This window comes from Stenotrophomonas sp. NPDC078853 (assembly GCF_044901215.1).
GTDB lineage: Bacteria > Pseudomonadota > Gammaproteobacteria > Xanthomonadales > Xanthomonadaceae > Stenotrophomonas > Stenotrophomonas lacuserhaii.
On the sequence record NZ_JBJDOQ010000020.1, the window covers coordinates 53,135 to 80,099 of the forward strand.

At 68.2% G+C, this 26,965-nt stretch carries 28 protein-coding genes; 16 read left to right on the forward strand and 12 right to left on the reverse strand.

All coding sequences use genetic code 11. The features are described 5' to 3' along the window. The first annotated feature begins 2 nt into the window (after positions 1 to 2). Together scpB and ACI2JH_RS17140 are read left to right on the forward strand one after the other, a co-directional pair. On the forward strand, positions 3 to 911 hold the full coding sequence (scpB, locus tag ACI2JH_RS17135; RefSeq protein ID WP_101098503.1) for an SMC-Scp complex subunit ScpB: 909 nt from the start codon (positions 3 to 5) through the stop codon (positions 909 to 911). Then, on the forward strand, positions 904 to 2,583 hold the full coding sequence (locus tag ACI2JH_RS17140) for a pseudouridine synthase (RefSeq protein ID WP_404736786.1): 1,680 nt from the start codon (positions 904 to 906) through the stop codon (positions 2,581 to 2,583). Before scpB ends, ACI2JH_RS17140 begins: the two co-directional genes overlap by 8 nt. 115 nt (positions 2,584 to 2,698) lie before the next feature. Here the strand turns inward: ACI2JH_RS17140 and ACI2JH_RS17145 are convergent, their stop codons facing one another. The 3 genes from ACI2JH_RS17145 to ACI2JH_RS17155 form a co-directional block, all read right to left on the reverse strand. Beyond that, positions 2,699 to 3,136 carry a hypothetical protein gene (locus ACI2JH_RS17145; protein ID WP_182656729.1) on the reverse strand — a complete coding sequence of 146 codons (438 nt, stop codon included), beginning with the start codon at positions 3,134 to 3,136 and terminating at the stop codon, positions 2,699 to 2,701. Between the two features lie 90 nt (positions 3,137 to 3,226). Continuing rightward, positions 3,227 to 4,054 (reverse strand): amidohydrolase, encoded by an 828-nt coding sequence (locus ACI2JH_RS17150; RefSeq protein ID WP_101098506.1) that lies wholly within the window; start codon positions 4,052 to 4,054, stop codon positions 3,227 to 3,229. Continuing rightward, on the reverse strand, positions 4,051 to 5,199 hold the full coding sequence (locus tag ACI2JH_RS17155) for a pyridoxal phosphate-dependent aminotransferase (protein WP_404736787.1): 1,149 nt from the start codon (positions 5,197 to 5,199) through the stop codon (positions 4,051 to 4,053). The genes ACI2JH_RS17150 and ACI2JH_RS17155 overlap by 4 nt, the downstream gene beginning before the upstream one ends. A gap of 249 nt (positions 5,200 to 5,448) precedes the next feature. Between ACI2JH_RS17155 and ccmA the strand changes: the two genes are divergently transcribed. The 9 genes from ccmA to ACI2JH_RS17200 are packed head-to-tail and all read left to right on the forward strand — an operon-like array spanning position 5,449 to position 12,224. Further along, complete coding sequence (ccmA, locus tag ACI2JH_RS17160) at positions 5,449 to 6,087, forward strand: heme ABC exporter ATP-binding protein CcmA (protein WP_101098508.1); 639 nt, start codon at positions 5,449 to 5,451, stop codon at positions 6,085 to 6,087. Then, positions 6,084 to 6,779: a heme exporter protein CcmB gene (gene ccmB / locus ACI2JH_RS17165; protein WP_101098509.1), complete on the forward strand. Its 696-nt coding sequence runs from the start codon at positions 6,084 to 6,086 to the stop codon at positions 6,777 to 6,779. The genes ccmA and ccmB overlap by 4 nt, the downstream gene beginning before the upstream one ends. Positions 6,780 to 6,812: 33 nt before the next feature. Then, positions 6,813 to 7,562, forward strand: a complete 750-nt coding sequence (locus tag ACI2JH_RS17170) for a heme ABC transporter permease (protein WP_182656726.1) — start codon at positions 6,813 to 6,815, stop codon at positions 7,560 to 7,562. Further along, entirely contained in the window at positions 7,559 to 7,744 is a 186-nt protein-coding gene (gene ccmD / locus ACI2JH_RS17175; RefSeq protein WP_101098511.1) for a heme exporter protein CcmD, read from the forward strand. The genes ACI2JH_RS17170 and ccmD overlap by 4 nt, the downstream gene beginning before the upstream one ends. After that, complete coding sequence (gene ccmE / locus ACI2JH_RS17180; RefSeq protein ID WP_101098512.1) at positions 7,741 to 8,202, forward strand: cytochrome c maturation protein CcmE; 462 nt, start codon at positions 7,741 to 7,743, stop codon at positions 8,200 to 8,202. The genes ccmD and ccmE overlap by 4 nt, the downstream gene beginning before the upstream one ends. Continuing rightward, positions 8,203 to 10,122, forward strand: coding sequence for a heme lyase CcmF/NrfE family subunit (locus tag ACI2JH_RS17185; protein WP_101098513.1), 1,920 nt, complete (start codon positions 8,203 to 8,205; stop codon positions 10,120 to 10,122). A gap of 14 nt (positions 10,123 to 10,136) precedes the next feature. Continuing rightward, entirely contained in the window at positions 10,137 to 10,754 is a 618-nt protein-coding gene (locus tag ACI2JH_RS17190) for a DsbE family thiol:disulfide interchange protein (RefSeq protein ID WP_042615204.1), read from the forward strand. 37 nt (positions 10,755 to 10,791) lie between these two features. Continuing rightward, positions 10,792 to 11,223 carry a cytochrome c-type biogenesis protein gene (locus ACI2JH_RS17195; protein WP_101098529.1) on the forward strand — a complete coding sequence of 144 codons (432 nt, stop codon included), beginning with the start codon at positions 10,792 to 10,794 and terminating at the stop codon, positions 11,221 to 11,223. Beyond that, a complete protein-coding gene (locus ACI2JH_RS17200; protein WP_404736788.1) occupies positions 11,220 to 12,224 on the forward strand; it encodes a tetratricopeptide repeat protein in 1,005 nt (334 codons plus the stop codon). Before ACI2JH_RS17195 ends, ACI2JH_RS17200 begins: the two co-directional genes overlap by 4 nt. A 122-nt stretch (positions 12,225 to 12,346) precedes the next feature. Here ACI2JH_RS17200 and dksA read toward each other — a convergent pair whose 3' ends face one another. Next, positions 12,347 to 13,627, reverse strand: a complete 1,281-nt coding sequence (gene dksA, locus ACI2JH_RS17205; RefSeq protein WP_404736789.1) for an RNA polymerase-binding protein DksA — start codon at positions 13,625 to 13,627, stop codon at positions 12,347 to 12,349. Between the two features lie 370 nt (positions 13,628 to 13,997). Between dksA and yidD the strand changes: the two genes are divergently transcribed. From yidD to ACI2JH_RS17220, 3 genes are read left to right on the forward strand one after another with little or no spacing between them, the layout of a single operon-like run. Next, complete coding sequence (gene yidD, locus ACI2JH_RS17210; protein WP_042615209.1) at positions 13,998 to 14,252, forward strand: membrane protein insertion efficiency factor YidD; 255 nt, start codon at positions 13,998 to 14,000, stop codon at positions 14,250 to 14,252. 1 nt (position 14,253) lies between these two features. Further along, positions 14,254 to 15,600, forward strand: coding sequence for a dihydroorotase (locus tag ACI2JH_RS17215; RefSeq protein WP_404736790.1), 1,347 nt, complete (start codon positions 14,254 to 14,256; stop codon positions 15,598 to 15,600). Beyond that, positions 15,600 to 16,439, forward strand: a complete 840-nt coding sequence (locus tag ACI2JH_RS17220) for a peptidoglycan DD-metalloendopeptidase family protein (protein WP_404736791.1) — start codon at positions 15,600 to 15,602, stop codon at positions 16,437 to 16,439. Before ACI2JH_RS17215 ends, ACI2JH_RS17220 begins: the two co-directional genes overlap by 1 nt. 166 nt (positions 16,440 to 16,605) lie before the next feature. Here ACI2JH_RS17220 and ACI2JH_RS17225 read toward each other — a convergent pair whose 3' ends face one another. The 5 genes from ACI2JH_RS17225 to efp all read right to left on the reverse strand — a co-directional run bounded on the left by ACI2JH_RS17225 (position 16,606) and on the right by efp (position 20,799). Beyond that, positions 16,606 to 17,310 (reverse strand): phytoene/squalene synthase family protein, encoded by a 705-nt coding sequence (locus tag ACI2JH_RS17225; RefSeq protein ID WP_404736792.1) that lies wholly within the window; start codon positions 17,308 to 17,310, stop codon positions 16,606 to 16,608. Positions 17,311 to 17,320: 10 nt separating this feature from the next. Further along, the gene (locus ACI2JH_RS17230) at positions 17,321 to 18,016 is read right to left on the reverse strand and encodes a phosphoglycolate phosphatase (RefSeq protein ID WP_404736793.1); all 696 of its coding nucleotides are present in this window, start codon (positions 18,014 to 18,016) and stop codon (positions 17,321 to 17,323) included. After that, positions 18,013 to 18,729 (reverse strand): bifunctional 2-polyprenyl-6-hydroxyphenol methylase/3-demethylubiquinol 3-O-methyltransferase UbiG, encoded by a 717-nt coding sequence (gene ubiG, locus ACI2JH_RS17235; RefSeq protein WP_349999884.1) that lies wholly within the window; start codon positions 18,727 to 18,729, stop codon positions 18,013 to 18,015. The genes ACI2JH_RS17230 and ubiG overlap by 4 nt, the downstream gene beginning before the upstream one ends. A gap of 42 nt (positions 18,730 to 18,771) precedes the next feature. After that, entirely contained in the window at positions 18,772 to 20,115 is a 1,344-nt protein-coding gene (locus ACI2JH_RS17240) for a TRZ/ATZ family hydrolase (RefSeq protein WP_101098521.1), read from the reverse strand. Between the two features lie 117 nt (positions 20,116 to 20,232). Further along, positions 20,233 to 20,799 (reverse strand): elongation factor P, encoded by a 567-nt coding sequence (gene efp, locus ACI2JH_RS17245; RefSeq protein ID WP_101098522.1) that lies wholly within the window; start codon positions 20,797 to 20,799, stop codon positions 20,233 to 20,235. A gap of 120 nt (positions 20,800 to 20,919) precedes the next feature. Between efp and epmB the strand changes: the two genes are divergently transcribed. Further along, positions 20,920 to 21,924 carry an EF-P beta-lysylation protein EpmB gene (gene epmB / locus ACI2JH_RS17250; protein WP_198551436.1) on the forward strand — a complete coding sequence of 335 codons (1,005 nt, stop codon included), beginning with the start codon at positions 20,920 to 20,922 and terminating at the stop codon, positions 21,922 to 21,924. 7 nt (positions 21,925 to 21,931) lie between these two features. On the opposite strand, the gene ACI2JH_RS17255 is transcribed toward epmB, so the two are convergent. From ACI2JH_RS17255 to ACI2JH_RS17265, 3 genes are all read right to left on the reverse strand, one after another. Then, positions 21,932 to 24,064 (reverse strand): bifunctional diguanylate cyclase/phosphodiesterase, encoded by a 2,133-nt coding sequence (locus tag ACI2JH_RS17255; RefSeq protein WP_101098524.1) that lies wholly within the window; start codon positions 24,062 to 24,064, stop codon positions 21,932 to 21,934. Beyond that, the gene (locus ACI2JH_RS17260) at positions 24,061 to 24,993 is read right to left on the reverse strand and encodes a phosphate/phosphite/phosphonate ABC transporter substrate-binding protein (RefSeq protein WP_182656814.1); all 933 of its coding nucleotides are present in this window, start codon (positions 24,991 to 24,993) and stop codon (positions 24,061 to 24,063) included. Before ACI2JH_RS17260 ends, ACI2JH_RS17255 begins: the two co-directional genes overlap by 4 nt. A gap of 78 nt (positions 24,994 to 25,071) precedes the next feature. Continuing rightward, on the reverse strand, positions 25,072 to 25,836 hold the full coding sequence (locus ACI2JH_RS17265) for an RNA methyltransferase (protein ID WP_042615228.1): 765 nt from the start codon (positions 25,834 to 25,836) through the stop codon (positions 25,072 to 25,074). Positions 25,837 to 25,951: 115 nt separating this feature from the next. Here ACI2JH_RS17265 and ACI2JH_RS17270 point away from each other — a divergent pair, with 115 nt between their 5' ends. After that, positions 25,952 to 26,779, forward strand: a complete 828-nt coding sequence (locus ACI2JH_RS17270; protein WP_042615229.1) for an inositol monophosphatase family protein — start codon at positions 25,952 to 25,954, stop codon at positions 26,777 to 26,779. Positions 26,780 to 26,965: the final 186 nt, after the last annotated feature.

Here is a 26,965-nt window from a genome sequence, read left to right on the forward strand (position 1 = left end):
CGATGGATCAACCGCTGATCAACCGAATCGTCGAAGGCGCACTGCTGGCATCGCCGCAGCCGCTGACCCTGGTGCAGCTCAAGGAGCTGTTCCCGGAAGACGAGCCGGCGCCGGCAGGCAGCGTGGAACGCGCGTTGGAAACCCTGCGCGAGGCCTGCAGCGAGCGTGGCGTGGAACTGGTGGAGGTGGCCTCCGGCTTCCGTTACCAGGTCACCGCCGAAGTGCATGGGCATATCAGCCGGCTGTGGACCGAGCGCAAGACGCGCTACACCCGCGCCACGCTGGAAACCCTGGCGCTGATCGCCTATCGGCAGCCGATCACCCGTGGCGAGATCGAACAGGTACGTGGCGTGGCGGTGAGCAGCAACATCATCCAGGCCCTGGAAGAACGTGAGTGGATCCGGGTGATCGGCCACCGCGACGTGCCCGGCAGGCCGGCGCTGTTCGGCACCACCAAGGGTTTCCTGGATTATTTCGGCCTCAAGCGTCTGGATGAACTGCCGCCGCTGTCCGAGCTGAAAGACCTGGCTGAACTGGAACCGCAGCTGCCGCTGGGTCCGGATGGCCAGCCCGACGCACCGCAGCCCGCCACGGCCGCCAGCCCGGGCGCAGCAGCCAATGATGACGATGCCCCGGCCGCCGGTGGCACCGATGAAGAAGGCATCCCGGCCGCCGCAGGCGCCGATGCCGCACCCCGATCCCCTGCCGCGCCCGTCGCGGTAGACCCTGATGAGCAAGCACCTTCGCCCAGCGACAACGGGCACCCCGACACCGCGCCGGGCACGCGCGCGGCGCCAGTGAACGAGAGCGAAGACAACGCCGTCGCGAAGACGACCGTGGCTGTTGACCTAGCCGATTCCGAACCAGAGGCCGACGACCAAACGCCGGCCGGAGCCAAAGTTAATGAGTGATACCCCCCGCAAGCTGTCGTTGAACAAGCTGTCGCTGAAGCGCGAAGCCACCTCCGAACAGTTCAAGCTGGAAGAACGCCTGCACAAGGTGCTGGCACAGGCCGGGCTCGGTTCGCGCCGGGCGCTGGAGCAGCGCATCGCCGAGGGCCTGGTCAAGGTCAACGGTGAAGTCGCGCAGACCGGCATGTCGGTGCGCAGCGGCGACCGCATCGAGCTGGACGGCCGTGGCTTCGTCGCCACCGCCCTGGCCGAACCCTCGCGCGTACTGGTCTACAACAAGCCGGAAGGCGAAGTGACCACCCGCGAAGATCCCGAAGGCCGCCCGACCGTGTTCGAGTCGCTGCCGGCGCTGAAGGGCGCGCGCTGGATCGCCGTCGGCCGCCTGGACATCAACACCACCGGCCTGCTGCTGGCCACCACCGATGGTGAACTCGCCAACGCGATGATGCACCCGTCCTTCGAAGTCGAACGCGAATACGTGGTGCGCGTGCGCGCCCCGGAAGGCCAGGAAAAGGTCGACGACAACACCATCCTGCGCCTGCAGCGTGGCGTCGCGCTGGAAGACGGCCCGGCCAAGTTCGATGAAGTCGAGCGCATTGGCGGCACCGATTCGCATGACTGGTTCCGCGTGGTGGTGAAGGAAGGCCGCAACCGCGAAGTCCGTCGCCTGTGGGAATCGCAGGGCTGCCAGGTCAGCCGCCTGAAGCGTACCCGCTACGGCACCGTCAGCCTGCCGCGCGAACTCACCCGTGGCCATTCGGTGGAACTGTCGACCGCCCAGGTCGAAGCGCTGCGCGCCAAGTTGAACCTGGAAGAAGGCGCACCGTCCGCGCTGACCCTGCAGCCGGTGATCGGCCAGCGTCGCGCGGCCAAGACCACCGTGCGCATGGGCCGCGATGGCGGCCGTGGCACGGCCTATGTCAACGGCCACAACACCGCCGATGAAGGCCGCGAGCTGCGTCGCTTCGACAACGTCCGCGAAGAGCGCGGCCGCGGTCGCGGTGGCAAGGGCGGCGGCGGCTTCAAGGGCGGCCTGACGGTCAGCGGTGAAGCCGCGGCCAAGCAGTCGCAGCGTCCGTTCAAGGCGCGCCCGCAGAAGAATGACCGTGGCCTGCCGGAAGGCAACCCGGCCGCGTTCCGCAGCTGGTACGTGCCGGACGGCGTCAGCACCGGTCCGAGTGGCCATCGCAACGCCGGTCCCGGCGCGGCGCGTGGCCCGGGCGCACGTGGCCCCGGCGGCCCCGGTGCCCGTGGTCCGGGTGGTCCGGGCGCTCGCGGCCCCGGCGCACGCGGTCCCGGCCAGGGCGGTGGTTACGGCCAGGGCCAGGGTGAAGGCGGTCGTGGCGGTTACGCCAAGCCGAAGTCACCGGGCGCCGGTGGCAACCGCGGTGGCCAGGGCGGCCAGGGCAACAAGCATCCGTATGGTCATCCGGGCAACGCACCGTCGTTCCCGTCCGACCACGCCAACCCGGGCTTCAGCCCGTACGGCAGCACCCCGCGTGCGGCCAACGGCAATCGCGGCCCGGGCGGTAACCGTTCGGCCGGTGGCCCAGGCGGCAATCGCGGTCCGGGTGGTCCCGGCGGCAACCGCGGTCCGGGGGGCCCGGGTGGCAATCGGGGCCCGGGCGGCCCGGGCGGCAACCGTGGTCGCGGTGGCCCGCGCGGCGGCTGATCCTGGCCTGTGATCCAACAAAAACCCGGCCTCGGCCGGGTTTTTTGTCGGATGGGGTGACGACTTGGATGGCTGGTAGGTGACGACCGTTGGTCGTCACCTACACCCTCCTCGCTCAGCGCCGTTCGATGGTGAACGCCGTGCCGTCGACCCCCAGGCCCCAGCCCTTGCCGGTGCCGGCCAACGCCAGCGAGATATCGCCCTTGGTCATCGCCACCGCGCCACTGGAGCGGACCGCCCCGGCATGCGCGCTGACCGCCGCATAGGTACCGAACAGGTCATCGGGGGAATACGCCCCGGTGAAACGGCCCGTGCCATCGACGATCTTCGATTTGCCCACGGTCAGGCCACCGCCCCTGACCTTCAGCGTGACCGGCACGCGCATGCCGTTGTCGCAGGTGATCGTCCCATTGCCGGAGGCGGTCTTGTAGAACGCCGACCAGCCGGACAGGTCGTAGCGCAGGCTGCATTCGAGGTTGCCGGCCGCCTGCGCAGCCGGAGCGGCAAACGCTGATGCCAACAGAACAGCCATCAGCGAAACAGTGTTCTTCATCGTGGGAATACTCCGGATGCGTGATGCGCCGAATCTAGCAGCGCGCCGCCCCGTCAGGACAGGGCCAGCCGCGCCAGTCCGCTGCGCGGTTCAGCCTGCGCGCGGCGGCGGGTCCAGTTCGAAACGGTCTGCGTCCAGCATCGCCGGGAAGCGCGCGCGATGGGCGGCCAACGCCTGCCCCGACAACGTGGTGGTCACCACCTGCTCTACCTCGCGCACCTCCACCTGCGGCTGGCCCAGGTAGTCAATGACCGCGCTGTCACCGGCGTAGTGCAGGTCGTTGCCATCCACGCCCACCCGGTTCACCGCCGCCACGAAACACAGGTTTTCGATCGCGCGCGCACGCAGCAGCGTCTTCCACGCATACGCCCGTGCAGAGGGCCAGTTGGCGACGAATATCTGCAGGTCGAAATCCAGCTGCCCTGCCCGCTCCACGTCGAAACGGTTGCGGCAGAACACCGGGAAACGCAGGTCGTAGCAGACCTGCGGATTGATCCGCCAGCCCTTCCACTCCACGCTCAGGCGCTCGCGCCCGGCGGCATAGCGTTCGTGCTCGCCCCCGTAACGGAACAGGTGGCGCTTGTCGTACTGCTGCAGAACGCCATCCGGAGTGGCAAACAGCAGCCGGTTGTAGACCGCATCGCCTTCGCGCAGCTGCACGCTGCCGGTGACCGCTGCGCCCAGTTTCACCGCCTGCTCGACGATCCATGCCACGGTAGGGCCGTGCATGTCTTCGGCCTGGCTGATCGCCGCGTTGGAAAAACCACTGGTGAAGGTTTCCGGCAGCACCACCAGATCGGTCGTGCCGACCAGCGGCGCCAGCAGCGCGGCGTAATGTGCGCGGTTGCCGGCCGGATCGTGCCAGCGCGTATCGCCCTGCACCAGGCTGATGCGCAGATCCTGGGCGGCGGCGCTCACAGCTGCTCCAACCGTTCAATGGCCGCATCCAGCGTGGCTTCGTTCTTGGCAAAACACAGCCGCACGATGCGCTGGCCGGCCGGCGGCGTCTCGTAGAACGGCGACAGCGGGATCGCCGCCACGCCCTTTTCGATGGTCAGCCACTTCACGAATTCATGGTCCGGCAGGTCGCTGATGGCCGAATAATCGACCAGCTGGAAGTAACCGCCAGGCACCGCCAGCGGCATCAGCCGGGTCTGCGCCAGCTGCTCGCCGAAGCGGTCGCGCTTGGCCTGGTAGAACGCCCCCAGTTCCAGGTGGTGCTGCGGCTCGTCACGGATCATCGCGGCGAAACCATACTGCGCCGGCCCGAAACTGGTGAAGGTGTTGTACTGGTGGACCTTGCGGAATTCCGCGCTCAGCGCTGGCGGCGCGATCGCATAGCCGATCTTCCAGCCGGTGCAGTGGTAGGTCTTGCCGAAGCTGGAAATCACGAACGCGCGTGCGCGCAGTTCCGGGTGGCGCAGCGCTGATTCGTGGCGACGGCCGTCGTAGATGATGTGTTCGTATACCTCATCGGAGATCAGGTAGATGTCCGTGCCACGCAGCAGGTCGGCCAGCGCCTGCAGGTCGGCCTCGGCCAGCATCGCACCGGACGGATTGTGCGGGGTGTTGACCATCAGCAGGCGGGTGCGCGGGGTGATCGCCGCGCGCACGCGGTCCCAGTCCACCGCGAAGGTCTGCGGGTCCAGTGGCACGTGCACCGCACGTGCGCCGGCCAGGTCGATCGCCGGTTCATAGCAGTCGTACGCCGGGTCGAGCACGATCACCTCCTCGCCTGCACGCACGACGGCGTGGATGGCGTTGAAGATCGCTTCGGTGGCGCCGCTGGTGACGGTGACTTCGGTATCCGGGTCGACCTGTGCGCCGTACAGGTCCAGCGATTTCTGCGCGATGGCCTGGCGCAGCGGCGCCACCCCGGTCATCGGCGGATACTGGTTGAGTCCTTCGGCCATCGCGCGGGTGGTGGCATCGATCAGGCGCTGAGGCGCGCTGAAATCGGGGAAGCCCTGGCCGAGGTTGACGGCGCCGTGTTCGGCGGCCAGCTGGGACATCACGGTGAAGATGGTGGTGCCCACCTTGGGCAGCTTGGTCTGCGGTTGCATCGGCCTGTGCGGGGAGCGGAAGACAGGCGTGGAGTGTACTGCGGGGGGTGAAGCGTGACGACCAACGGTCCTCACCCACCGGGTGCTGGGGTCATCACCCACGGGGTGCTGTGGTCGTCACCCACCGGGGGCTGGGGTCGCCGCCACCGGGGGCTGGGGTCGCCGCCCACCGGCAGCTGCGCGCGCGCTCCGCAAGCCGGCGCGGGCGGCTAGAATCAGGGCCCGTCCGCCGTGCAGAGATCGTGTCCCTTGAATACCCCTGCGCTGCTGGCCGCACATGGTCTTTGCTTCTCACGAGATGACGAACGCGTGTTCGGGCCGCTCGAGTTCCATGTCGATACCGGCGAAGCGCTGCTGGTGCAGGGGGACAACGGCGCCGGCAAGACCACCCTGCTGCGCGTGCTGGCAGGCCTGCTGCGGCCGTCAGCCGGCCGCGTGGAGATCGATGGCCGCGCCGCCAGCACCGCCGAGCGCGCGCGCTTCGTCGCCTACCTCGGCCACCTGCCTGCCATGAAGCCGGACCTCGATACGCTGCAGAACCTGCATTTCCTGTGCGGGCTGCATGGCCGTCGCGCGCGCCAGATGCCCGGCAGCGCGCTGGCCGTGGTCGGGCTGGCCGGCCACGAAGACACCCTGGTGCGGCATCTTTCGGCGGGACAGAAGCGCCGCCTGGCGCTGGCGCGGATGTGGTTGTCGCCGGCACCGCTGTGGCTGCTGGACGAACCCTATGCCAACCTCGACCTGGAGGGCATCAACCTGGTCAACCGGATGATTTCCGCGCACCTGCGCGGCGGTGGCGCGGCACTGGTCACCACCCACGGCGCGTATGCCGCCCCGCCAGTGCGCACGCGTCAGTTGCAGTTGGCGCTGCCGCAGGTAGCCGCATGATCGCGCCCGGTACCGAACCCGGCCTGTGGCAGACCGCACGTGCGCTGGCCACGCGCGACCTGCGACTGGTCTGGCGCCGCCGTGGCGATGCGCTGCAACCGGTGCTGTTCGCGTTGCTGGTGGTGGTGCTGTTCGCACTGGCGTCCGGCCGCGATCCGCAGCAGCTGGCCGCCAACGCGGTTGCGGTGCTGTGGCTGGCGGTGCTGCTGGCCGGGCAACTGGCGCTGGATTCGCTGTTCCGTTCCGATGCCGAAGACGGCTCGCTGGAACAATGGCTGCTGGCGCCGGTGCCGCTGGCGTGGCTGGTGCTGGTGCGCGTGCTGATGCACTGGCTGACGACGGCCCTGCCGCTGATCGTGCTCAGCCCCCTGCTGGCGGAAATGCTGCATCTGCCACATGACCAACTGCCGATGTTGCTGGCATCGTTGCTGCTGGGCACGCCGCTGTTGAGCCTGATCGGCGGCATGGTGGCGGCACTGACGGTCGGCATCCGGCGCTCTGGTATCCTCGTGGCGTTGCTGTCGTTGCCGCTGTACGTGCCGGTGCTGGTGTTCGGCGCAGGCAGTGTCGCCGCTGCTGCACGCGATCAGGATCCGTATGGCGCGCTGCTGATGCTCGCCGCCGGGCTGGTGGTGGCACTGGTGCTGGCGCCACTGGCCACCGCTGCCGCCATCCGCATTTCCTTGAGCTGAGCCACACCGACCAACCGGGATAGCCGCTACCGCATGCAACCGATCGTCCGCTGGTTCCACCAACTCGGCTCACCGCCCGCCTTCGACCGTTTCGCCCGTCGCTGGTCCCGTGTCTTCCACCTCGCTGCCCTGCCGGTGCTGGCCTTCGGGCTGTGGCAGGCGTTGTTCGTGGTGCCGGCCGACTACCAGCAGGGCGACAGTTTCCGCATCCTGTTCGTGCACGTGCCCAGCGCGTGGATGAGCCTGTTCGTGTTCGCGCTGATGGCGCTTTACGCAGCCATCGCACTGGTGTGGAAGATCAAGATCTGCGAGGTGCTGGCGATGGCGTGCGCACCCATCGGCGCAGGCTTCACCCTCGTCACCCTGCTCACCGGCAGCATCTGGGGCCGGCCGATGTGGGGCACATGGTGGGACTGGGACCCGCGCCTGACCACCGAACTGATCCTGCTGTTCCTGTACTTCGGGGTGATCGGGCTGTACATGGCCATCGAGGACCGGCGCAATGCCGCGCGCGCGGCGGGCCTGCTGGCCATCGTCGGGGTCGCGTTGCTGCCGGTCATCCGCTATTCGGTGGACTGGTGGGGCAGCCTGCACCAGGGCCAGACCATCCGCCTGTTCGGGCCGACCACGCTGGATGCCAGCATGCAGCTGCCGCTGTGGCTGATGGTGATCGGCACCAAGTTGTGGTTCGTCGGCTCACTGCTGGCCAAGGCGCGCGCGGACAACCTGCAGCGCGAAGCCGGCAAGGACTGGGTGCAGCGCCAGCTGCAGGGGGAAGCATGAATTACCTGGGCTACGTGGTGGCCGCCTACGCAGTGTTCGTCGGGCTGCTGGCTATCGATGCGATCGGCTCGCACCTGCGCCTGCGCCGCGCACGCCAGGATGCCCGCCAGCGCCAGCAGCGGCAGCAGGCTCGGCGCTCGGCCAGCACCGGTAACGGCGCGCCGCTGGAGCTGGAGCGATGAACCCGCAGCGCCGGCGTCGACTGCTGTGGGTGCTGCTGCTGGTGGCCGCTTCCGGCCTGGCCACCGCGCTGGTGGCGATGGCCCTGCAGCGCAACGTGGCCTACCTGTACACCCCGGCCGAAGTGCTGCGTGGTGATGCCGGCAGCGCCGAACGCTTCCGCCTGGGCGGGATGGTGGCCAAGGGCTCGCTGGAACGTGAGCCCGGCTCGCTGGTGGCGCTGTTCACCGTGACCGATGGTGATGCCGAGCTCACCGTTCGCAGCGACCAGATCCTGCCCGACCTGTTCCGCGAAGGCCAGGCGGTAGTGGTGACCGGACGCCTGCAGGGTGATCGCTTCATCGCCGAAGAAGTGCTGGCCAAGCACGATGAAACCTACATGCCGAAGGAACTGGCCGACAAGATGGGCAAGGCGCACGTCAAACACGATGTGCCCGTGCCTGCGCCCGAGGTGCGCTGAGTGCTGCCCGAACTGGGACAGATCCTGCTGCTGCTGGCGCTGTTGGCCGCGTTGCTGCAGGCCAGCCTGCCGCTGATCGGGGCGCAGCGCGGCATCGCCAGCTGGATGCAGGTCGCGCGACCGGCGGCGCTGGCGCAGCTGCTGTTGGTGGCGGCCGCCTTCGCGGTGCTGACCGCTGCCTTCGTGCAGCAGGATTTCTCGGTGCGCTACGTCGCCGAAAACTCCAACACGCTGCTGCCGATGGTGTACCGCTGGTCAGCGGTGTGGGGCGCGCACGAAGGCTCGCTGCTGCTGTGGGCCCTGGTGCTGGCCGCGTGGACCGGCGCGGTGGCGCTGGGCTCGCGCGCGCTGCCCGCTACGGTGCAGGCGCGCGTGCTGGCGGTAATGGGCCTGGTCAGCATCGGCTTCCTGGCGTTCCTGATCTTCACCTCCAATCCGTTCGCGCGCCTGATCCCCGCACCGTTGGAAGGCCGTGATCTCAATCCCCTGCTGCAGGACCCGGGACTGATCATCCACCCGCCGATGCTGTACCTGGGCTACGTCGGCTTCTCGGTGCCGTTCGCGTTCGCGGTCGCCGCGCTGCTGGATGGCCGGGTCGATACGCGCTGGGTGCGCTGGACACGGCCGTGGACCAACGTGGCCTGGGCCTTCCTCACCCTGGGCATCGCGCTGGGCAGCTGGTGGGCCTACTACGAACTGGGCTGGGGCGGCTGGTGGTTCTGGGATCCGGTGGAAAATGCGAGCTTCATGCCATGGTTGGCCGGCGCCGCGCTGATCCACTCGCAGGCGGTCACCGAAAAGCGCGGCACCTTCGCCAGCTGGACCCTGCTGCTGGCGATCGCCGCCTTCGCGCTGTCCCTGCTTGGCACCTTCCTGGTGCGTTCGGGCGTGCTGACCAGCGTGCATTCCTTCGCTGCCGATCCCTCGCGCGGCATGTTCATCCTGCTGTTCCTGGCGATCCTGGTCGGCGGCGCACTGTTGCTGTTCGCGCTGCGCGCCGGCAGCCTGGGCGTGGACAGCAGCGATCCGCGCCGCGGCTTCACCGCCACCTCGCGCGAGACCCTGCTACTGGCCAACAACCTGCTGCTGGCCAGTGCCTGTGCGATGGTGCTGCTGGGCACCCTGTATCCGTTGCTGGCCGATGCGATGGGGCTGGGCAAGATCTCCGTCGGGCCGCCCTACTTCGGCAGCCTGTTCCTGCTGCTGATGGCGCCGCTGGTGCTGCTGCTGCCGTTCGGCCCGCTGGTCAACTGGCAGCGCGACCAACCCTCGCGCGCGCTGGCGCTGCTGTTGCCGTGGCTGGTGCTGGCAGTGCTGTTGGCCGCGCTGGCGTGGTGGCGGGCACCGCAGAACGGCTGGAAGGTCGGGCTCGGCGTCGGCGCGGCCGCATGGGTCGGATTGGGCACGGCACGCTTCATCTGGCAGCGGCTGCGCGGCAATGGGCGCTTCACCGCGGAAATGACCGGCATGCTGCTGGGCCACGTGGGCATGGCGGTGTTCCTGGCCGGCGCGCTGCTGGTGGAAGCGCTGAACGTGCAGCGCGAAGTCGCCCTGTCACCCGGGCAGGCCGTGGTGGTGGGCCGCCATGAAATCCGCTTCGAAGGCGTCGACCATCGCGAGGGCCCGAACTTCAGCGCCGACCGCGGCCACCTGCGGGTGTTCCGCGATGGCCGCGAACGCGCCCTGCTGCATCCGGAAAAACGCCTGTATGCCAGCGGTGGCCAGGTGATGACCGAAGCCGGCATCGATGCGCGCCTTTCCGGCGATGTCTACGTGGCAATGGGCGAGCCACTGGGCAACAATGCATGGGCCGTACGCGTGCATATCAAGCCATTCGTGCGCTGGATCTGGCTCGGGGCGCTGCTGATGGCGCTCGGTGGCCTGGTCGCTGCCGTTGACCGTCGTTTCCGCCGTCCGTAGGAGTCCTGTTTTCCATGTCCGAATCCCCCGCCCCCCGCCCTTCCCGTCCGCTGCCGCCGGTGGCCATCGTGATCGGCGTACTGTTCTTCTTCGGCCTGCTCGGGCTGATGGTGTATGGGGTGATGAAGAGCGGCGATCCGCAGCGCGATGTCCTTCCGTCGCCGCTGATCGGCAAGCAGGCGCCGGCTTTCGAACTGCCGGTGCTGCACGATCCGCACATCCAGGTCCGCAGCGAAGAGCTGCGCGGCGCGCCGTACCTGCTCAACGTCTGGGGCAGCTGGTGCGCGGCCTGCCGCGAAGAACATCCGGTGCTGACCCGCTTTGCCGAAACCAAGCGCGTGCGGGTGATCGGCTACAACTGGAAGGATGAACCGGCCGATGCCCTGCGCTGGCTGGAACAGCTCGGCAATCCCTTCATGGTGGTGTTGAGTGATATCGAAGGCCGCACCGCGATCGACTGGGGCATCACCGCCGCACCGGAAACCTTCCTGGTGGACGGCAGCGGCGTGGTGCGCTGGAAGTACAGCGGCGCGATGACCCAGGCGGTGATCGAGCAGAAGTTGATCCCGGCGCTGGAACAGGTCGAGAAGTCCCAGGCCGATGCCGGCAATGCACTGCACGCCACGCCCTGATCGCCACGCGGCCAGCCGGCTGGCAGGCGGCCTGCTGATGGCCGTGCTGCTGCTGGCCTCGCTGTTCTGCAGCGTCGCGCGCGCGCAGCAGCCGGTGCATGATGCGCGGCCGCTGCAGTTCACCGACCATGCCGAAGAAGCCCGCTTCCATGCGCTGGCCGCGCAGCTGCGCTGCGTTCAATGCCAGAACCAGTCACTGGCCGATTCCAATGCCCAGATCGCCCAGGACCTGCGCCGCGAAGTGTTGCAGCTGATCCAACAGGGCCATGACGATGCCGAGGTGAAGCGCTTCCTGGTGCAGCGCTATGGCGAGTTCGTGCTGTACCAGCCCACGTTGCAACCCGGTACGTGGCTGCTGTGGGGCGGACCGTTGCTGTTCCTGCTGGCCGGCGCGCTGCTGGTGTGGCGGCTGGTGCGCCGCCGCGGTGGCACGGTGGTGGTCGAGGAAACCCGCGGTGATGGCTGGTGACGGCCGGCTTGGCCGTACTGGCGGGGATTGCGGGCCTGCTGCTGGCGCTGGCGGTGCTGTGGCCGCTGCGCGCGCGCGGGCGGGCGGGATTCCTCGTTGCCTGCCTGAGCATCGGCCTGGCCAGCGCCAGCCTGTACCTGCTGGTGGGCGATCCGCGCGCCGCGCAGGAACCGGCCGCGCCCTCGCTGGCGGAGCTGCGCGATGGCGTGCAGGCGCTGGAACAGGCACTTGAGCAGGAACCGCAGCGCGCCGATGGCTGGGTGCTGCTGGGCCGCTCGCGCGGCGAACTCGGCCAGCTTGATGCCGCTGCTGCCGCGTACAGCCGGGCTGCAGCGCTGGCACCGGACGATGCCGGCGTGCTGGTGGAAGCCGCCCAGGCGCGTGCCCAGGCCGATCCGGAAAAACATTTCGATGACCGGGCGCTGGGCTGGCTGCAGCATGCGCTGCAGGTTCAGCCCGATGCCGAACGCGCTGCCTGGCTGCTGGGCATCGCGCTGCGCCAGCGCGGCCGCGATGCGGAAGCGGTGGCCGTGTGGTCCGCGCTGCTGCCGCGCCTGCAGCCCGGCGCGGCGGCGGCACTGCAGCAACAGCTGGTCATCGCACGCGCTGCGGCAGGTGCCGAAGCGCCCGCCGCTTCCTCCGGGGCGTTGCAGGAAAACGCGGCGCCCCTGCTGAGCATCCGCATCGCGCTACCGCCCGGTTTCGATCCCGCGCAGTGGCCACAGGGCGCGGCGCTGTTCGTGCTGGCACGTGCACCGGGAGGCCCGCCGATGCCGGTGGCGGTGCGCCGCTATCCGCTGCAGGCGCTGCCTGCGAGCGCCACCCTCAGCGACGCCGACAGCCCGATGCCGACCCAGCCGCTGTCTTCCCACGCACAGGTGGAGGTGCTGGCGCGACTGTCACGCACCGGCACGGCGTCGCACGCCGAGGGCGATCTGCAAAGCGCGCCGGTGACGGTGCAGATGCCGCAGCGCAGCGAGCTGGAGCTGCAGCTGCGGTAGCGCCGTCAGCCCGCGGCCCGCTGCGCTCGCCGACCATGGGTCGGCGCTGCCGTCCCCGGTGGACGCACAAACGAAAAAGCCCGGCGCGAGCCGGGCTTTTTCGTCATGCGGCAGCGTACGGCTCAGTCGCCCTGCTGCTTCTGCATGTGTTCCCAGCGCTCCTGCGCATCGATGGTGCGCTCGGCGGTCAAGCGCGCTTCGAGGCGATCCAGGCCGATCTCTTCGCCGGTATCGACGCAGTAGCCGTAATCACCTGCTTCCAGGCGCTTGAGCGTGCTGTCGATCTTGCCGATCAGCTTGCGGTAACGATCGCGGGTGCGCAGTTCCAGCGAGTTCTCGGTTTCGCGGGTCGCACGCTCGGCTTCATCGCCGATATCACGCACTTCCTCGCGCAGGTTCTCGATGGTCTGCTTGGATTCTTCCACCAGATCGGCGCGCCAGTCCTGCAGGCGCTTGCGGAAGTACTCCTGCTGCAGCGGGCTCATGTATTCCTCTTCTGCGCCCGGCTTGTAGCCGGCAGGCAGGATCGGACGGCCGGTGGCTTCGTCGGTCTTGTACTCGACCACCTTGTATTTGCTGCGCGGCGCCGGAGCGGTCGAGCGTGCGGTCACTGCCACGGCGACCTTGCCCACCGGGCGGGCGACGGTCTTCGGGGCGGCATCGGATTTCACAGGGGTTTTCGCGGACGATTTCGAAACGGGCACGGGATTCTTGATTTGCGGGGCCTGCTTGGCTGGCGCCTTGGCCACCTTTTCAGGTGCCTTGGTACCGGCGTTGCTGGCCGGGACAGACGTGGCCGGAACCGGCGGGGCCGGCTTCGGTACGGACTTCACTGCGGGCGCCGCCACCGGCTTGCCGGTGGCTTTGCCGACCGCGGGCTTTGCCGTGGCGGTCTTGTTCACCGCCGGACTGGCCGACGGCTTGCTTGCGGACGCCTTGCCGGAAACCGGCTTGGCGGCCTTGGCCGCCTTGGCGACCGTGGAAACCTTCTTTGCCGGGGCCGGCTTGGCCACGGGCTTCTTTGCGACCTTGCCAGCCGGTTTGGCAACCGGCTTGGCCGGCTTCGCAGCGGCCTTGGCCGGCTTGCTGGCGACCTTGGCCGGCGCTTTCTTCGCCGCTGCCTTGGTGACCGCCGTCTTCTTGGCGACGACCTTCTTCGCCGGTGCCCTGGTCACCGCGACCTTCTTGGCCGCGACCTTCTTCACCGGCGCTTTCTTCGCGGGCGCTTTCGCTGCCGGCGCCTTCTTCGCCGTGGCCGTCCTGGCCGTTGTCTTCCCCGTTGCCTTGGCCACCGGCTTGGCCGGCTTGCTGGCTACAGACTTGGCCGCCGTCTTCTTCGCAACAGGGCTGGCGGACTTCTTGGCGGCCTTGACGGCCTTTTTTGCAGATTTTTTAGCAGCCACGAAACGCTCTTCCTTGGATTCCCCGGGGCCCGGGAAAGCGGGCCTTTATAGCCTACCCGGCCGACTGCAGCAACCGCGTGACAGGACGCACACACAACCGTTGTAAAACAAGGCCGTGGCTTGCCCGGGACCCGCATCACCTGCTGCGCGGCACGGAACCTGGTCGGCAGCCATGCCGCCGACATGGCTGCGGCGCAGGACGCGTGCGGCAGCCAACGCCCCATCCTGCGACAAATATGCGCCGCTGCCAACCATGTAGCCCACGGGCTCCCACTGAATGGGCGACGGCCGTTCCGTCGGGTTTTACGGGCAGCGCTGCCATGCCGCCGCGATTCACCCCAACAGCGGGCACTCGTTCTACTATGAACGAGTGATCTCCCACCTGCTCATCGCCCTGCTGCGCTTCTACAAGCGCTTCATCAGCCCGCTGCTCGGGCCGCGCTGCCGCTTTGTCCCCAGCTGTTCCGAATATGCCATGCAGGCCATCGCCGGCCACGGTCCGCTGCGTGGCAGCTGGCTCGCCGTGCGCCGTATCGGCCGCTGCCATCCCTTCCATCCTGGCGGATTCGATCCAGTGCCCGAGCGCACCGAAGATCCCGCCTGCCGCTGCAAAGGAAACCACTGACATGCCTTCCACGCTGATTACCAACGCCCGCTTGGTCAACGAAGGACGCGTCTTCGATGCCGACCTGCGCATCGAGAACGGCCGCATCGCCCGCATCGAAAGCGGCCTGGCCGCGCGCGATGGCGAGCAGGTGGTCGATGCCGCAGGGCGCTGGCTGTTGCCCGGCATGATCGATGACCAGGTGCACTTCCGCGAGCCCGGCCTGACCCAGAAGGGCGACATCGCCACCGAATCGGCGGCCGCCGTGGCCGGGGGCCTGACCACCTTCATGGACATGCCCAACACCAATCCGCCGACGCTGAACGCCGACGCCCTGCAGGCCAAGTACGATTCCGCTGCTGGCCGCGCGCGTGCGAATTACGGCTTCTACATGGGCGCCAGCAACGACAACCTCGAACACATCCAGCGCCTTGATCCGAAGGCCGCGCCTGGCATCAAGGTGTTCATGGGTGCCTCCACCGGCAACATGCTGGTCGACAACCCGCAAACGCTGGACGCGATCTTCCGCGACGCGCCAACTCCCATCATCACGCACTGCGAAGACACGCCGATGATCGACGCGCTGATGAAGCAGTACCAGGCGCAATACGGCGACACGCTGAGCGCGGAGCAACATCCGGACATCCGCTCGCGCCAGGCGTGCCTGAAGTCGTCGGAACTTGCGGTTTCGCTGGCGCGCAGGCACGGCACCCGCCTGCACGTGCTGCACATTTCCACCGCCGACGAACTGGCCCTGTTCGAGCGCGGCCCGTTGATCCGTGCCGATGGCAGCCGCAAGCAGATCACCGCTGAAACCTGCATCCATTTCCTGCGCTTTGATCGGACCGATTACGCGCGCCTGGGCAACCTGATCAAGTGCAATCCGGCGATCAAGGACGTGGCTGACCGCGAGGCGCTGACCGCCGCGCTGGTGGAAGACATCATCGACGTGCTCGCCACCGACCATGCCCCGCACACCTGGGAAGAAAAGCAGAAGCCGTACGCACAGGCCCCGTCCGGCCTGCCGCTGGTGCAGTACGCGCTGACCGCTGCGCTGGAGCTGGTGCACGAAGGCAAGCTGGACATCGCCCGGGTGGTGCAGAAATTCGCCCACGCGCCGGCGCAGTTGTTCGACGTGGCCGAACGCGGCTACCTGCGCGAGGGCTACTTCGCCGACCTGGTACTGGTGGAGGACAAGCCGTTCACCGTCAAGCGCGAAGACGTGCTGTCCAAGTGTGGCTGGTCGCCCTTCGAAGGCACTACGTTCCAGTCGCGCATCGCATCGACCTGGATCAACGGCCAGCTGGCCTGGGACGGCACGCAGATCGTGGGGGCGGCCAACGGCCAGCGCCTGGCGTTCAACCGCTGATGCGGGCGCTGTTGCTGGCCTCGGTCCTCGCCGGCGCCCTGCCCGTTCTGCTGTGCGCGGTGAACCCGGCCGCCGCACAGGCCACCGACAGCCGCGTCGTGTTCCCCGCCAGCGCCTCGCAGGGCGCGATGGTGATCGGCAAGGTGCCGGCGGGCAGCACGGTCCGCTACGGCGGCCGCACGCTGCGGGTGAGTGGCTACGGCAGCGTGGTGTTCGGCATCGGTCGCGATGAGAAGGGTCCGCTGCAGGTTGAAGTGCAGCGTCCCGACGGCGGCAGCGAGCGCGTCGCGATCGCGGTGACGCCGCGTGACTGGCCGGTGGAACGGGTCAACGGCGTGCCGCCGAAGACGGTCAACCCGCCGCCGGCGATCGCCGAGCGGATAAAGCGCGAACAGGCCCGGGTGACGGCGGCGCGGGCGCGCGATGACGACCGCGCCGACTTCGCCCAGCCGTTCATGTGGCCGGTGCAGGGTCGCATCAGCGGACGCTTCGGCAATGCCCGTGTCTACAACGGACAGCCTGGATCGGGCCATTCCGGAATGGACATCGCCGTGCCCACCGGCACGCCGGTCAAGGCGCCGGCGGCTGGCGTGGTGACCTTCGCCGCGCCGGACCTGTATCTCACCGGTGGCACGCTGCTGCTGGACCATGGCTTCGGGGTGAGCTCGAACTTCCTGCACCTGTCGCGCATCGACGTCAAGGTCGGTGATCGGGTCGAACAGGGCCAGGTGATTGCCGCGGTGGGGGCCACCGGGCGTGCGACCGGGCCCCACCTGCACTGGGGCATGAACTGGTTCGACACCCGCATCGACCCGCTGCTGGTGCTGGAACGGAAGTGAGGAGGTGACGACCAACGGTCGTCCCCCACCACCCGCTGCGCTCGCCGACCATGGGTCGGCGCTACCGACAACCCGGACCAGCGGGTAGCGCCGAGCCATGCTCGGCGGAATCGATCAGGCCACGGCCCGCTGCGCTCGCCGACCATAGGTCGGCGCTGCCAGGGCGTCAGCCGCGCGCGGCCCACCACACACGCAACAAGGTGCGCACCGGCGTTGCTTCGATCGGCTTGCCGCTGGCCTGCGCCTGCAGCCGTGCACGCGCCAGCACCGCCCATATCCGTCGCGGGCGGGGGCCGGCAACGCGCAGCTTCCAGTCCTTCAGCAGTTCGCCGGCCCAGCGCTGCGAGGCGCCATCGGCCTCCTGCTCCAGCAGCGTACGCGGCACGCCGGCCACGCCTGCGTCGTAAAGCCGCTGCGCCAGCGTCTGCAGCAGCACGGCACGGCCGCCACCGGTGCGCGGCTTGTCATCGAACAGCACGGCCTCCACCGCCGCCACCGCTTCGGCGAACACCGTCAACGCACGCTGCGCGGCTGCCGCATCCACGGCCACCGCACGCGCCTCCACCAGCGTCGGCAGCGCATCGGCCAGTGCCGCCCACGGCGCGCGGATCGGCTCCAGTACGCGGCCCAGCGGATGGCGTGAGCGCTGGCCCGCCCAGCTGCGCAGCTCTTCGCCCCACCAGGCCAGCTTGGCATCGGCCGGCAGCGGATCGCCGCTGGTGTTGAGCATGTCATCGAATTCCTGCAGCAGCGAAAACCACGCCACCGCGCGCGCACGCTGCTCCGGCGCCACGAACGGCTCGGCCACCGACCATTCCGGCCAACGCGCACGCCATTTGTCCAGGAAGCTGTCCAACGCACTGCTGTTCACTACGTATCCTTCAATTCTTGACCGGCGGTGCCGGGAGGGTCGGCCAGCGGCTGGGCTGCTGCAGCGCGTGCGCATCGTCCAGCACGACATCGGCGTTCCAGCTGGCCGGGTCGTCTTCGGCCAGGCGATAGCCCCACAATGCGGCAACCGAAGGCATTCCGGCAGCGCGCGCGGCGATGATGTCACGCTCGTCATCGCCGACGTACACACACTGCCACGGTGCAATGCCGATCGCCTGCGCGGCATGCAGCAGCGGCATCGGGTGCGGCTTGCGCTCGGGCAGCGAATCGCCGCCAACCAGCACCGCACAGCGTGCCTGCCAGCCGTGCTGCGGCAGGATCAGCCGCGCCAGGTATTCGGGCTTGTTGGTGACGATGCCCCAGCGCACGTCGGCGGCATCCAGCGCGGCGAGCATGCCCGCCACGCCGTCGAACAGCGTTGCATGCCGGCCGATCAGCGCTTCGTAGCGCTGCAGGAACTCCGGAACCAGCGCATCGCGCTGGTCGCCGGGCAGGTCCGGGAAGGCAGCGGCCAGCATCGCGCGCGAGCCCTTGGACACCACCGGGCGAAGCACTTCCAGAGACACCGGCGGCCGACCGCGGGCGGCCAGCATGTCGCCGGCGGTGGCGACGAAATCCGGCGCGCTGTCCAGCAGGGTACCGTCCAGGTCGAACAGCACCGCGGGCGGGAAGCGCACTGCGGTCATGCCGGCCTGGTCGCGTGGGCGAGGTAGTTGATGTCCGTCCGGCTGGACAACCGGGCGCGGTTGCGCCATGGCTCGTAGGCCATGCCACTGACGTCCTGCAGCTGCAGGTCAGCCTCGCGCAGCCAGCGCGACAGCTCGGCCGGGGTGATGAATTCCTGGTAGTGGTGGGTGCCCTTGGGCAGCAGCCGCGCCACGTACTCGGCGCCCACGATCGCCACCGCGAAGGCGGCGGCGGTGCGGTTGATGGTGGACAGGAACAGTTGGCCGCCGGGCTTGAGCAGCCGCTTGCAGGCCTCGATGATCGCACCGGGGTCCGGCACGTGTTCCAGCATCTCCATGCAGGTCACCACGTCGTAGCTTTCCGGCTGCTCAGCGGCCAGGTCCTCGGCAGCCTGTACCCGGTAGTCCACGCTCACGCCGCTTTCCAGCGCGTGCAGGCGCGCCACCTTGACCAGCTCCGGCGCCAGGTCGATGGCGGTTACTTCGGCACCGGCCTGGGCCAGCGCCTCGCTGAGCAGGCCGCCACCGCAGCCGATGTCCAGCACGCGCAGCCCGCGCAGTGGTGCCCGGTCGGCGACATACTTCAGGCGTACCGGGTTGAGCGCATGCAGCGGCTTCTGCGGACCGTCGGCATCCCACCAGCGGTTGGCCAGGGCGGCGAACTTGTCCAGCTCGGCCTGGTCGAAATTGGAAGAAACATTCGGGGCGTTCATGGGGTGTCCTTGCGGCGCCGGGGGGCGCGCGGATGGGATGGATCAGGCACGCACGTGACGGATGCGCTCGCGCCACTGGCGCGCGTTGGCGATGATGCCCGGCAGGTCCATGCCGACCAGTTCGCGCTGCACCAGCTTGGGCTGGCCGGCGATCCACACATCGCTCACCTGCTGGCGACCGGTGGCATATACCAGCTGCGACAGCACGTTGTGCAGCGGCTGGGTCTCCAGCGCGGACAGGTCCACGCAGACCAGGTCGGCCTGCTTGCCGACTTCGATCGAACCGATGCGCTCGCCGAAGCCGAGCGCGCGTGCGCCGCCCAGCGTGGACGCGCGCAGCGTGCTGGCCGCATCCAGTGCGGTCGCATCATTGGCCACGGCCTTGGCCAGGATCGCCGCAGTGCGGTTTTCGCTGAACATGTCCAGGTCGTTGTTGCTGGCGCAGCCATCGGTACCGATGGCCAGGTTCACCCCGGCGCGCTGCAGCGCGCAGGCCGGGCAGAAGCCGGACGCCAGCTTGAGGTTGGATTCCGGGCAATGCACCACGCTGACGCCGCGCTCGGCGCACAGGTGGATCTCCGCCTCGGTCAGCTGGGTCATGTGCACGGCGATCAGGCGGTCGTTGACCAGGCCGAGGCGATCCAGCCGAGCCAGCGGACGCTGCCCGTGCAGGGTGATCGAATCGCTGATCTCCTGCGCGGTCTCGTGCGTGTGCAGGTGCACCTGCATGTCCAGCTGGTCGGACAGCATGCGCACGCGCTCGAAGTTCGCATCGTTGACCGTATACGGCGCATGCGGAGCGAACGCGGTGCCGATCAGCGGATCGTTGCGCCACTGGTCGTGCAGCTCGCCGGCCTTGGCGAAGTACTCGTCATCACTCTTCGCCCAGGCGGTGGGGAAATCGATGATCACCGCGCCGACCAGCGCGCGGAAGCCGTGCTTCTTGTAGACCGCTGCCTGCACGTCGCCGAAGAAGTAGTTTTCGTTGGCGCAGGTAGTGCCGCCACGCAGCATCTCGGCGATCGCCAGTGTGGTGCCGTCGGCCACGAATTCGGGCCCGATCACCGCCGCTTCCACCGGCCAGATATGCTGCTGCAGCCACGTCATCAGCGGCAGGTCGTCGGCCACCCCGCGCAGCAGGGTCATCGGGTTGTGGGTGTGGGCATTGACCAGGCCCGGCATCAGCGCGGCCTCGGGTCGGCTGACCACCTGTGCGGCATTGAAGCGCTCGCGCGCCTGGCTGCGCGGCAGGACCGCGATGATCTCGCCATTGCGCACGGCCACGGCATGGTCTTCCAGCACCACCGCATGCGGCTCTATCGGGACCACGTAACCGGCTTCGATCAGCAGGTCACAGGCTTCGGGGGTGCGTGCGGTGTCGGTCATGCGGACTCACTTGGCGGGGGCGGCGGGTCGGCCGTGGAGACGGCCATCGGCCGGCCCCACGTAACGCCGGGAGCGGACGGCCAGCGGCCGTCCCTACCGTAATCCGGCTGCGCCGGATTACTTTACGCGCGCGGAGTATTCGCCCGAGCGGGTGTCGACCTTGATGATCTCGTCCTGGTTCACGAACAGCGGAACGCGGACCACCGCGCCGGTTTCCAGCGTGGCCGGCTTGCCGCCGCCGCCGGAGGTGTCACCGCGCACGCCCGGATCGGTTTCGGTGATCTTCAGCTCAACGAAGTTCGGCGGCTGCACGAAGATCGGCGAGCCGTTCCACAGGGTCACGATGCAGGACTCCTCGCCCTTCAGCCACTTCTCCGCGCCGCCCATGCCGGCCTTGTCGGCCTGCACCTGCTCGAAGGATTCGGGGTCCATGAAGTGCCAGTACTCGCCGTCGCTGTACATGTAGTTCATGTTGGTATCGACAACGTCGGCCACTTCGACGTCATCGGTGGCCTTCATGGTCATTTCCACGGTACGGCCGGACTTGATGAAGCGGTAGCGCACGCGGGTGAAGGCCTGGCCCTTGCCCGGCTTGATGAACTCGGTTTCCGAGATGACGGCCGGTTCATTGTTGACCAGGATCTTCATCCCGTTCTTGACATCGTTCATGCCCGCAGTGGCCATGCTCAAGCTCCTCAAATGGCGAAACCGCCGCATGCGCGGCGAGCCGGATAGAATGGAAAGCCCACCGCAGGACGGTGGGCACTGATTTATGCCCCCATGATAACCGCAGGCCCCCTGTCCATGCAGCTCTCCGCCGCTCACCGCCCCGTTTCCGCCCGCTGGCAGCAGCTCTGGCGCCAGGCGATACGCGACCCGGCCGAACTGCTGTCACGGCTCGGGCTGGAGCCTGCGGCGCTGGGCGTTTCGGAGGCGGCCCTGCAGCAGTTCGCACAGCGCGTCCCGGAAGGGTTCGTGGCCCGCATGCGGCATGGCGACCCGCACGATCCGCTGCTGCGCCAGGTGCTCCCGATCGACGCCGAAATGCGCCAGGTGCCTGGTTTCAGCCTGGATGCGGTCGGCGACGGCGCGGCAAAGAAGGCCACCGGGGTCATCCAGAAGTACCGTGGCCGCGCGCTGCTGGTGACCACCGGCAGCTGCGCGATCAACTGCCGTTACTGCTTCCGCCGCCACTTCGACTACGGCACCGAAAACGCCGCCAAGGGGGGCTGGCAGGACGCGGTGCGGGCCATCGCCGAAGACCCGGGCATCGACGAAGTGATCCTGTCCGGTGGGGATCCGCTGTCACTGGCCACGCACAAGCTGGTGGAGCTGACCGATGCCCTGCGCGCCATCCCGCACCTGCGCCGACTGCGCATCCACAGCCGCCTTCCGGTGGTGCTGCCCGAGCGCGTTGACGAAGACCTCGTGGCCTGGCTGGGCAGCCTGCCGTGGCCGCTGGCCTTCGTGATCCACGCCAACCATGCCAATGAGTTCGATGCCAGCGTGGATGCTGCATTGGCGCGGCTGCGCGCGGCCGGCGCGCAGCTGCTGAACCAGGCAGTGCTGCTGCGCGGGGTCAACGACAGCGAAGACGCCCTGGCGGCGCTGAGCGAACGCAGCTTCGCCGCCGGCGTGATGCCCTACTACCTCTACCAGCTGGATCGCGTGGAGGGCGTGGCCCACTTCGAAGTGGACGATGCAACGGCCAAGGCCCTGATCGCCGCACTGACCGCGCGCCTGTCCGGCTACCTGGTCCCCAAACTGGTCCGCGAACTTCCCGGCGACCCCAGCAAGCGCCCTGTGTAGCGGGAAATCAGGCGCCGGATTCGATCATCTGCACCACCGCGGTGGCGGTGACCGGGTGGCTCAGCCAGTAGCCCTGGGCCAGGTCACAGCCGCGCTGGCTGAGCAGGTCGAACTGCACTTCCTGTTCGATGCCTTCAGCCACCACGGTGATGCCCAGCGCGTGGGCCATGGCGATGATCGCGGTGGTCAGTGCCAGGTCATCCGGGTCGCGTTGCATGTCAGCGACGAAACTCTTGTCGATCTTCACCCCGTCCACCGGCACCTGGCGCAGGTGGCTGAGCCCGGAGAACCCGGTACCGAAGTCATCCAGCCAGACCTTCACGCCGGTGCGGTGCAGCTTGTCCAGCAGCTGCGCGGCCAGCATCTCATCGCCGATCACTGCGGTTTCGGTCAGCTCCAGGTGCAGGCGCGAAGCCGGTAGCCCGGACTCGTGCAGGCACTGCGCCACCAGGTCCGGCAGTTCGCCGCCGCGCAGCTGCCGGGATGACACGTTGACCGACACGAACAGGCCCTCGCCGTCGATATTGCGCGGCCACTGCGCGGCCTCCATGCAGGCCGCGCGCAGCACCTTGGGGCCTATCACTTCGATCAACCCACTCTGCTCGGCCACTTCGATGAACACCGACGGCGGGATCGTGCCCAGCGTGGGGTGCTGCCAGCGCAACAGCACTTCCACCCCGACCATGCGCCGGTCGCGGGTGCGGAAGATCGGCTGGTAGGCCAGCCGCAGCTCGCCGCGTTCCCAGGCACCGCGCAGCTCCTGCTCCATGTGCACGCGGCGCTCCACCGCGTGGTCCATGGCCCGGCTGTAGTAACGATGGCAGTTCTTGCCGGCCATCTTGGCCTGGTACATGGCGATGTCGCCGTTCTTCAACAGGGTGGTCGCATCGGCGGCATCATCGGGGAACAGGGTGACGCCAATCGAAGCCCCGAGGAACAGCTCGCGGCCCTGGACGCGCAGCGGCTTGCCCAGCTCGCGCACCAGCAGGTCGGCCAGCTCGCGCGCCTGCGCGGCGACATCGCCTTCAGCCAGCAGGATCACGAATTCGTCGCCGCCGAAACGCGCCAGCAGGGCCTCGTCGCCGCCCGCCGTGGCCACCGCCTCGCTGATGCGCTGCACGAACTGCAGCAGCGCCTCATCGCCGGCTTCGTGGCCCAGCGTGTCGTTGACCCGCTTGAAATCATCCATGTCGGCAAACAGCAACGCCAACTGGTGGCCCGAAGCGCGCGCCGCCATCAGCCGATGGTCGAGCGCCTCGCGGAACGCCAGCCGATTGGTCAAGCCGGTCAGTGCATCGGTATAGGCCATGTGCCGCACTTCGCGGTCATGCCGGGCGATGGCATCGCGCATCCGCGCGAAGGCACGCACCAGCTCGCCGACTTCGTCATCGCGATGGTTCTCGCGCAGTGGCACCTGGTAGTCACCGGCCTCGATCTGCCGCGCCGCCATCGCCAGCCCACGGATCGGCGTGACCAGGGTGCGCTGCACGTACAGCACCACCGCCACCCCGATCGCCACCAGCAAGGCCAGCATCAGCAGCAACCAGCCAAGATGGCGGGTGCCGACCTGTTCCAGCCGCTGCGCCAGGGTCTGGCTGGCCTGCGCCTCCAGCACCTGCACGTCCTTCAACGAAATGCCCACGCGCACCCCGCCCAGGCGCTGGTTGCCGACCAGGATCGGCATGCTGTTCTCAAGCACCTTGGGCGATTCCTGCACCAGCGCACCCTTGGCGGCCACCGCCCTGGCAGCGAGCGGATCGGTCATCGCACGCCCATAGTCCGGCACCCCGACCGACCCGTCGTGCAGCAGGCGGCCCTTGGCATCGAACACCAGCACGTAACCCACCGCACGTTGCCGCGAGACGTTGCGCACCAGCGACCCGACCTGCTCCAGGTCGTTGTAGTACAGCGGATTGGACAGCGCATCGGCCAGTTCACGGGCCATCGTTTCACCGCGGCTGCGCATGCTGCGGTCGAACAGTTCGTGGATCACCGTGCCACTGAGCCGGGTCACTTCCCGCTGCGTCGCCGCCTGCCGTCCCAGCAGCACTGCCAGGATGGCCACCACCACCAGCATCGCCCCGCCCATCGCCAGCACGAAGCGCGCCTGCATTCCCGATCCCAAGCCCAGGCGCTTCATTCCACTTCCATCCGCACGCGTACCAGTCCTCGTTTCAAATCATCCAGCCGCTGCAGCATCCGCGCATCAACGCGATGGAAGCCGGATGTACCAAAAAAGCGTGCCAACGCATCCTTCGCCTGCGGATCCTGCGCGGCGTCCAGCAACACCTGCTGCAGGCGATCGCGCACGCGCCGATCCAGGTCCGCGCGCACCACCTCCACTGCACGCGGATACGGCGCAGTGCGATGGATGACCCGCAGATCATGCTTGAAGGAAGGAGGCACCCGGCGTTCGTCGTCCCAGTCCACGCTGCTCACCGCGCCCGCATCGACCATGCCCTTCTGCACGAAGGTGGCGATGTTCAGTTCGGTGCGCGCGAACACGTAACCGACCGCATCGGCGGTCGGCGTGTCATCGGGCTCCTGCAGGATCTGCGGCACCAGGCCGTTCTCCAGCAGGGTCATGGCCGGCACCAGATAGGCGCTGGTGGAGGCCGAATTCTGCAGGGCCAGGGTATGCCCGCGCAGGTCGGCCAACTGGTGCAGCTGGCTCTGCCGGCGCACGAAGAACACGCTGTGGTACTCGCGCACCCCGCTGCGCTCGGTCAGCAGCAGCGGACGCGCATCGGCGCGCTGGCCCAGCGCCACTGCGGTGCTGGCCGTTTCGGTGACCCAGTCAACGCGCCCGCGACGCAGGTAGCTGGCCATCTGCTGCGCATCGCGCGCCATCAATACGCGGCCTTCGGTGATCCCCAGGTCGTGCATGTGGGCCACGACATAGTCCAGCAACGGCTGCAGCTGCGCGTAGTGGGCCCTGGGGTCATCGCTGATGCGGCCGAGCACCAGCACGTGACGCTGGTCGGCGCGCCCACTGCTGGACGCCGGCGACGCCGCCATGCACGCACCTGCCATCAGCAGGCACGCCAGGCCCAGCAGTCCCCACTGCATGCGTCCCAGCCAAGCGTTCACGATGTTCCCCCGTCATGTAAGGGAAAGACTACCCGAAAAAGTGAGAACTGCGTCAGGCTATTTTTTGTCGCCGTGCGCAATCCTGGCCATCCGCTGGGCGTCGGCCAGGATCCCACGCAGCAGCCGCACTTCCTGCTCGCTGGGTTCGCTGCGCAGGAACAGGCGGCGCAGTTTGCGCATCGCCGATTCCGGCGCCCGGCCCTTGTGGAATTCTATCTCGTCCAGGGTCTCGCCCAGCTGGCCGAAGAAGCTTTCCATCTGCTCATGGCTGGCCGGCTGTTCACGCAGCCCCGGCTCGGCCACCGGCGTGGCGGCATCGCCCAGCAGGCGCATGCGCACTTCGTAAGCCAGCACCTGCACCGCTGCGGCCAGGTTCAACGAGCTGAACGCCGGATCGGACGGGATATGCACCGCGGCATGGCACAGCTGCAGCTCTTCGTTGGTCAGGCCGGTGCGCTCACGACCGAACACGATCGCCACTTCGGCGCCTTCGGCCGCCTTGGCCGCGACCCGGGCGGCGGCCACGGTGGGCAGCAGTTCTTCCAGCTGCACCCGGCGCGCACGCGCGGTGCAGCCCAGCACGAGGGTGCAGTCGGCCACGGCATCGGCCAGGGTCGCCACTACCGGCGCGTCGCCCAGCACGTCTTCGGCGCCGGCCGAACGCCGGAAGGCATCTTCGTCCAGCGGCTTTTCCGGGGCAACCAGCACCAGCCGGGCCAGGCCCATGGTTTTCATGGCACGCGCGGCGGCGCCCATGTTGCCGGGATGCTGGGTTCCGACCAGGACGAAACGGATACGGGAAGCTATGGATGGATCGGACATGAACGCGGTAGTCGAGCTGGACGGCCTGCAATGGTAAACTGTGCGGCCGGCCACTGCGCCGGACCTGCTCTTTTCCCCCGCCGATCCCCCCTCTGCCCTCCCGGGAGCTACCGCCATGCAGAAACCCGCCGTCACCGTCATGGTCAAGGCCGCCCGCCTCGCCGGCAATGTGTTGTTGCGCAACATCAACAAGCTCGAGGCGCTCAACGTGGTGCAGAAAGGCCGCATGGACTATGCGAGCGAGGTCGATGCGGATGCGGAAAAGGTCATCGTCAAGGAACTCAAGCGCGCCTACCCGGAATACGGGGTGATCGGCGAAGAAGGTGGCACCCAGGGTGCCAACCGCTACATGTGGGTGATCGATCCGCTGGACGGCACCAGCAACTACCTGCGCGGTTTCCCGCACTACTGCGTATCCATCGCGCTGGTGGAGAACGGCGAGCCGACCGATGCGGTGATCTTCGATCCGCTGCGCAATGAACTGTTCACCGCCAGCCGTGGTGCTGGCGCAGTGTTCAACGACCGCCGCATCCGCGTGTCGGACCGCAAGGATCTGGAAGGCACGATGATCCACACCGGCTTCGCCCCGCGCGAGCGCGCCCGCGCCAGCGCCCAGCTGAAGGCGGTGGATACGCTGCTGGTGCAGGCTGAAGACGTGCGTCGCACCGGCTCGGCGGCGCTGGACCTGGCCTACGTGGCCTGTGGCCGCGCCGACGCCTACTTCGAGGCCGGGGTGAAGTCCTGGGACATCGCCGCTGGCATCCTGCTGGTGCGCGAAGCCGGCGGCAAGGTCTGCGATTACAAGGGCGCCACGCTGGGCCGGATGGACAACCGCGGCCCGGAAAACCATCAAGTGGTGGCGGGCAACCTGAAGGTGGCCGAGTCACTGCAGAAGGTACTGGTCAACACCGGCTACGCCGCCGAGTTCGACGCGAAGTTCTGATTTCGCTTGAACCCGGTTGATCGGACGGCGCCTGCGGGCGCCGTTCTGCTTTCTGGAGCAACGTCAACGTCAAAAGCGTGCAGGGCTGCGTGTTGGCGGGGCGGGGTGGCTGTGCAGGACACGCCGCAAGTACGTCCCTGTAGGCTCGCTTTTCGCATCCATGCGAAAAGACGGTCCTGCACAGCC